The organism is Idiomarina baltica OS145, from assembly GCF_000152885.1.
In the GTDB taxonomy this organism is placed as follows: Bacteria; Pseudomonadota; Gammaproteobacteria; order Enterobacterales; family Alteromonadaceae; genus Idiomarina; species Idiomarina baltica.
The window spans coordinates 296,036-303,019 of record NZ_CH672407.1; the positions used below are offsets into that span (position 1 = coordinate 296,036).

Annotated in this window: 6 protein-coding genes; 4 read left to right on the forward strand and 2 right to left on the reverse strand. The window is 47.0% G+C overall.

Annotated elements, in window-relative coordinates:
• The first annotated feature begins 88 nt into the window (after positions 1–88).
• From OS145_RS10460 to yghU, 4 genes are all read left to right on the forward strand, one after another.
• On the forward strand, positions 89–2,122 hold the full coding sequence (locus OS145_RS10460; RefSeq protein WP_040488095.1) for a ligand-gated channel protein: 2,034 nt from the start codon (positions 89–91) through the stop codon (positions 2,120–2,122).
• A gap of 3 nt (positions 2,123–2,125) precedes the next feature.
• On the forward strand, positions 2,126–3,178 hold the full coding sequence (locus OS145_RS10465) for a PepSY-associated TM helix domain-containing protein (RefSeq protein ID WP_006956410.1): 1,053 nt from the start codon (positions 2,126–2,128) through the stop codon (positions 3,176–3,178).
• The gene (locus tag OS145_RS10470) at positions 3,171–4,001 is read left to right on the forward strand and encodes a DUF4198 domain-containing protein (protein WP_006956411.1); all 831 of its coding nucleotides are present in this window, start codon (positions 3,171–3,173) and stop codon (positions 3,999–4,001) included. Before OS145_RS10465 ends, OS145_RS10470 begins: the two co-directional genes overlap by 8 nt.
• A gap of 132 nt (positions 4,002–4,133) precedes the next feature.
• Positions 4,134–4,997, forward strand: a complete 864-nt coding sequence (gene yghU / locus OS145_RS10475; protein ID WP_006956412.1) for a glutathione-dependent disulfide-bond oxidoreductase — start codon at positions 4,134–4,136, stop codon at positions 4,995–4,997.
• Positions 4,998–5,166: 169 nt separating this feature from the next.
• Here the strand turns inward: yghU and OS145_RS10480 are convergent, their stop codons facing one another.
• Both OS145_RS10480 and OS145_RS10485 read right to left on the reverse strand, forming a co-directional pair.
• Positions 5,167–5,565: a DUF805 domain-containing protein gene (locus tag OS145_RS10480; protein WP_040488096.1), complete on the reverse strand. Its 399-nt coding sequence runs from the start codon at positions 5,563–5,565 to the stop codon at positions 5,167–5,169.
• A 10-nt stretch (positions 5,566–5,575) separates the two neighbouring features.
• A partial coding sequence (locus OS145_RS10485) for a DUF945 family protein (protein WP_006956414.1) occupies positions 5,576–6,984 on the reverse strand: 1,409 nt, incomplete at its 5' end.

Here is a 6,984-nt window from a genome sequence, read left to right on the forward strand (position 1 = left end):
CCTCTTAAATATGCTTACAAATAAACGAGATTGCAGAAACGTTTATTATACGTATATTTGCAAATAAAAACTATTCTCATTTTTATATATGGAGAACATTGTGTATCTATCAAACACGCGTGGCTTAAAACTGTCAATCATTGCCTCTGCCATTTGCACCTTCACTTTATCAGCAAATGCTAACCCGCAACAGTCAGATTACCGCGCAAACCATTCTCATAAACGTGAAAAGCCCATGGAGGTTTTAGTTGTCACTGCGTCCGGTGCCGACAAGACTTTACGAGATGCACCTGCATCAGTCAGTGTCATTTCTGGTAAAGAATTATCACAACGTTTTTACAAAGATCTGACCGATGCACTGACCGATGCGCCTGGGGTTATTGTCACCAATGGTGGTGACCGACAAGACATCAGCGTTCGCGGAATGAGCAGTCAGTACACCTTGATTTTGGTCGATGGACAGCGCCAAACATCGCGAGAAACACGACCTAATAGTGACGGTCCGGGCGTTGAAGGCGCGTGGACACCGCCCTTAGCAGCTATTGAACGTATCGAGATAATTCGCGGCCCAATGTCTTCGCTATATGGTTCGGATGCTATTGGCGGTGTCATCAATATTATAACCAAGAAAACACCGCAAGAATGGCGCAGCGAAGTTCGTGTAGACTCCGTTGTACAAGAACGCAGTGACTCCGGTAATAGCTACCAAGTTAACCTTTTTACCTCTGGTTCGCTGATTGAAGACACCCTCGGACTGCAAGTGTATGGCGGATATACACGTCGACTTGAGGACGATATTGTGGATGGATATCGCGGTAAAAAAACCGATCATGCGACCGTGAAACTCGCTTACACACCAACGGTCGACCACGAATGGCTTTTTGAGGCCGGCACTAACTCACAAACCATAGACGCCACATTGGGTAAAACCGTTGCGCCCCTAGCGGCGGGTGAAAGTTGTGGCCGCCGCGGTTGTCCTGAGTCATCCACTACCGAGTATGACAATCAAAGTTACTCCATTGCTCACAACGGTCAGTGGGGGCTTGTCGGCGCTCGAAGCTATCTAAAACGAGACGAATACGACAACAATGCGCGTCAGATGTACATAACCAATACCGATTTCCAAACCGTATGGAATGTGCCACTCACCGTTGAGCAGCCAATTACACTCGGCGCCGCATATTTAAAGGAAGAGTTAGAAGATCGCACCAGTAACCAAATTAGCGACCGAACGCAAATCGATAGCTCTCAATGGTCGCTATTTGCTGAATCAACATGGTCTGTCGCAAAATACTTCGAGCTCACAACCGGCTTGCGCTACGACGATGACGAGTATTTTGGTGACCAATGGAGTCCCCGTGTCTACGGCGTCTACCACTTATCACGGGCAACCACGTTAAAAGGTGGCGTATCGACCGGTTTTAGAGCGCCTAACTTGCGTCAAACCACAGAAGACTGGGGCCAAGTCAGTCGAGGGGGAGATATTTATGGCAACCCCGACTTACAAGCCGAAACATCGGTTAACTACGAACTCGGTTTATATACCCACTTTAGTCGGGGAGTAAAGAGCTCAGTTACCGTCTTCTATAACGAGTTCGACAATAAAATATCGCGTATTGCATGCCCCGCCACTCAGTGTACCGGCGGTCCCAATCAGTTCGGCTCCATGCCCACAACGTACGTCAACGTCGATGAAGCAGTAACACAGGGGGTTGAAGCCACTTTTGATGCGCGATTTAGCAAAGCTTGGAAACTGAGCGCGAACTACACCTTTACCGATTCTGAGCAAAAAACCGGTGAATATAAAGGCGAGCCACTCACACAATTACCCAAGCATTTGGTACAAACGTCGCTCAATTGGAAGCCTTCCGCGGCAATGAATACGTGGTTACGCGTTCATTATCGTGGCGAAGAGAGTCAACCCACGACTGGACCTTCGAGCGGTTCACTGATTGCCCCTTCATATACGCTGACCGATTTGGGCATCAACTACTTCCTCACACCCGATATTAAGGTCGGAGCCGGTATTTATAATCTATTTGATAAGCAAATTGGTGTCGAAGAGTACGGCTATATCGAGGACGGACGCCGTCTGTGGGTTTCTCTTGGCTGGACTTTTTAATCGATGCGCGCACGTCAATTTTGGAATATTAAAAACTGGCATTGGGTCAGTTCCGCGATTTGTTTGGTCGGCATGCTGCTTTTTTCTGTGACAGGTATCACCCTCAACCATCCCACCGTGTTTGAGGGTGATGCTGAGATCACCCAAATAGAGGCTGACGTTCCCTCCGCTATTATGGCGGGTTTAAATGCCGAGCGACCTCTGAGTCAGGCGTTTCGTCAGTGGTATCAAAGCACCACAGGTAACCCATTACCTGATGCCGTTAACGCACAATGGAGTGAATTTGAAATGTACGTATCGTTACCACGTGCGGGGGGTGACCGTTGGTTTTCAGTCGACCGAGAGTTACATACCTTCTATCAAGAAACCACAGACCGTGGCTGGATTGCTTATCTCAACGATTTGCACAAAGGCCGCAACACTCACTTTTTATGGTCGCTGTTTATCGATGTCTTCGCACTGGCTGCTATTCTGTTTTCAGTAACCGGCTTGTTGCTTTTGAAAAAGTACGCCAAGGGTCGTAAAACTACGTGGCCATTGGTTGCCGCAGGTCTGCTCATACCTGTATTACTTTTGATTCCAAACCATAGCTCCGCCAATGAACTCAAGGTTGAGCTGCCACGCCTCGCAGTCTCTGAATATCATCCACCTTATCTCGCGGTGTGGTTGATGGATAGTGAGCGCAAGAAAGTCGCTGATGTCGCTATCTGGTATGACACTCAACTTGCTGACAAAGAAGGTGAAAAGTGGCTTAAAGATATGCGCTTATGGTGGCGCCGCAGCGGGCGCTTTTTAAGTATGCCCGTCGATGGGATCTCTGGCGCAACCCGACAACCGGGTTCACATCGAATCGACCTCAAGCCACTGACTCAGATTATCAGCCAACGGCCTCCGCAATCTTACACCTTGTATATAGAGGCAGCGCGCGAACTCGGTGGACGCGAGGTACTGCAATTTAATTTCCAATGGCCATTAAACAAACCACTGCAACACACCGAGCAAGGCGACAACGAGCTCGGTACTGTAATACTTACTCTGGAGCCTTTAAATGATTAAACGTAAAACCTCACAACTATTACTCATGGGCGTGTTACTAACATCGAGCCTCTCGGTCAACGCCCACCGCTTATGGATAAAACCGAACACCACGACAGTATCCGGTCAAGATGAATGGGTCACCTTTGATGCCGCTATCGCTAACGGTATTTTTAACCCAGATCACTTTGCCATGCCTTTAGACCGCCTCACGGCATACAATCCAGACGGTCAGCCCATTGAGTTGCAAAATCAGGCGAAGCTGAAATACCGAAGTGTATTTGATCTTCAGCTCACCCAGCCGGGCACCTATGAAGTCAGTATGAATAGCCGCAGCCTGCAAGCCAGCTGGCAAGATGATCAAGGGAAGCGGCAGCGTTGGCCCGGCCGTGGGGAAGTGGGTACGCTCGAAGGATTTCACCAGCACGTACCCCAAGATGCAAAAGATTTAAAAGTCTTCGACAGTGCCCGTCGGGTGGAAGTATTTGTTACCGCGGGCGCGCCAAGTCAAAAGGTCATAACACCGACTGGTAATGGACTTGAGCTTAATGGCAAAACCCACCCCAACGATCTCTATACCGGAGAATCGGTATCACTAGGTTTCTTATTCGATGGCGAACCAGCTAAAGATGCACAGGTGACCCTTGTCCGACAAGGCGAAAAGTATCGTGATAATAGTAAGCCGATGCGCTTTACCACGGACGCTAGAGGCACCTTTGAAGTGAGTTTTGATGCACCCGGTATGTACTTTATCGAGGTTGAATATAAAGACGATCGCGCAAAAGCGCCAGCGATGGTGAGATTAGGTAACTACTCAGCCGTCATTGAAGTATTACCTCTATAACGTGTTCAGGGCGCACCAGCGCCCTGATTATTTTACACTCTACGGTAAAAAATTCCTCGCCAATGCAAATCCAAGCTGCACTAACTTTGGTATCTTTTAGACGCGTTGTATCCAATCAACAGAGGAACTTTTATGTCCAATAATGCATACGTCCCACCTAAAGTTTGGGAGTGGGAGCCCGGTAACGGCGGTAAATTCGCCAATATTAACCGTCCTGTTTCTGGCGCGACTCACGAGCAGCCATTGCCTAAAGGAAAACATGATCTGCAACTCTATTCCCTGGCAACACCTAATGGTCAAAAAGTCACGATCTTACTTGAAGAACTCCTTGAGGCTGGCGTTAAGGAAGCCGATTATGATGCCTATCTTATTAATATATTAGAGGGGGAGCAGTTCTCGAGCGGATTTGTTGACGTTAACCCAAACTCAAAAATACCCGCTCTGCTTGATAACAGTACCGAACCGGGTACAAGAGTGTTCGAGTCTGGCTCTATTCTGCTGTATCTTGCTGAAAAATTCGGTCACTTTCTGCCAACCACGCCTGCTGCACGTGCCGAATGTCTAAACTGGCTATTTTGGCAAATGGGCAGCGCGCCTTTGCTAGGCGGTGGCTTTGGTCATTTCTATGCTTATGCTGACGAGAAGTTAGAGTACCCAATTAACCGCTTTACGATGGAGATCAAACGTCAATTAGATGTGCTCGATAAGCAACTTGCCAATCATGAGTTTGTTGCAGGGGACGAATACAGCATCGCAGATATGGCCATATTTCCGTGGTACGGTGCTTTGGTTCGCAACGAAGTTTATGAGGCTGCCGAGTTTATTCAAGCGCACACCTATAAAAACGTGCAGCGCTGGGCCGAGCAGTTATCACAGCGCCCTGCGGTTAAACGCGGTCGTATGGTAAATAAAACCTGGGGTGAGCCAGAAGAACAGCTGCATGAGCGCCACAGCGCTGAAGACTTTAAGACTAAAACACAAGATAAAATCGGCTAGAAAAGAAAAAGCCCCGAGTAAAGGCTCGGGGCAAAATATATCCAGGGAGTATAAATCTGTTGTCTGGTGTTCTCCAGAAAACGACTGCAATTATCAATACTTACGGTGACAACTTCGTTTCGGATTCATGACAATTTGATGAATCTCTCAGTTAGTTTTGATTGTCGCCTTAAACTGATATCGAGCCTTCGTCTTCCTCTTGCTGAGCTTCTTTAGGATTTGGGCCATACTTATTCGTACCCGGCTTACCCGCTACACAGGCAATACCCAAAATAATAAAGGGTCCCGCGATAGGAACGAATACCAGTAAATAAAGCCACCCTGTCAAGCCAACGTCGTGCAAACGCCGAACAGCAACGGACACGTTAGGTAATAAAATAAATACACCATAAAGACCCGTAAATAGACCCACGCCGAACTCTTGATCCCATAGTCCTAGCGTGATGTCTAGAATAGCCGCAGCAATATAGAACAACAAATTAAAGAGCGTGAACATCCAAAATTCCGTCCGAGTAGAACGGGACTTGAAATCTAAATAGCGTCGCAACGCTTCTAAATACCACTTCATAAAAAACCTATTATTGTTGAAGTGCTTGCATTATCGGCAGTTCGTTTCCGTTAAGTACAAACTTACCATCTTGCAACGTAAATTTGCTCACATAAGCATCATCTTGCTCAGTGATAAAGCCCTGTTGAATCAAAGCTGAAATAATAAGCGGCGCCTGCTGCTCAGCTAGTTGTTGCATTTTCTCAGGATCTTGTCTTGTTGGCGGTAGCTGGTTTTTAAGCTGCATCAATATTTGTTTTTCTGCAAGCCATGTAGCAAGCGGCTTGTCGATCGAGAGATTAGCATCAGAGTTCACATGAGATAGCCAAAACACCTGATTATCGATGGGCTGAGGTAATTTATCGATGGCGGCCAATTGCATCATCATATCCGCATTCATATCGCCTTGCTCGAACGAAGCTTTGAGCGCATCGATTTTAAGCGAAGGCTCAGCCTCAGCGAATTGTATCAAACGCTTAACGAAGAACTCCTTTTGTTCCTCGAGAAGAACCTCAGGATGGGCGGTCGCATCTTGGTTTGCCGCCAACTTTTGAAACGCCTCAAGCACCTCAATATTTAAATTATCCATGGATATGTCTAGCGCTATATCATTAACACTAATAACCGACGAAGTGAGCGATTCAAGTGTCTGAGCAACAGACATACTTGCATTGACTTCATCTTCCCCGATATCCGAGCGAGTGTTCATTTGATAGTTACTTAGTACTAAAGGTTGCTCCATTGTCTTATCTTCAAAATAAAACTGAGCAATGGAAAGCGATGACTCGCCCTCATAAACACTGCCTTTTAATAATTTTTCAAGCGGTGTTTCAGCGTTAATATCGAACTTCATGTCTTTAAGATCGACTCGCGCCCCACCCTCGGTAGCGAGTTTAAACTGCTCAAAACCACCGCCATATTCGATATTGTCGCTATCAATAGCGCCACGTCCCTGATAACCGGAAAAATTCACCGCTACACCGTCGCCATTCTCGACAACTTTAAACTTGGCAATTCGGTCACGGTATTCCCCTCCTCCGAATAAACCTAAAGAGCCTGTCATGTGATACAAAGCATCACCATCGCTCCACTCAAGGTACTCGCGTAACTTGTCGTCCACAAGTTCAAGTTTCCATGAAGCTAAGCCGATTCCCGCATCATATTTTGTCAACAATAAACCATGTTGTGCTGATAGTTGGAATTCGGCGTTTATTTCTTCAGGGAGTTCCATTCCGTCATCGGTCATATTACCGAGTTTTACTGTAACTAAAATTGTCCCTTCCGAACTAAGATAGCCACTCTGAAAGTCGACCAGTTTAGCATCGTACGCTGGCTGAGAATCTAATGCAGCCACTTGCGCCTTAACCTGACTCTCAACAACCGAGCCTGTAAAGTATGGACTCACAGCAAATGCTGCCACAACAGCAGCTGCGCCGCCTA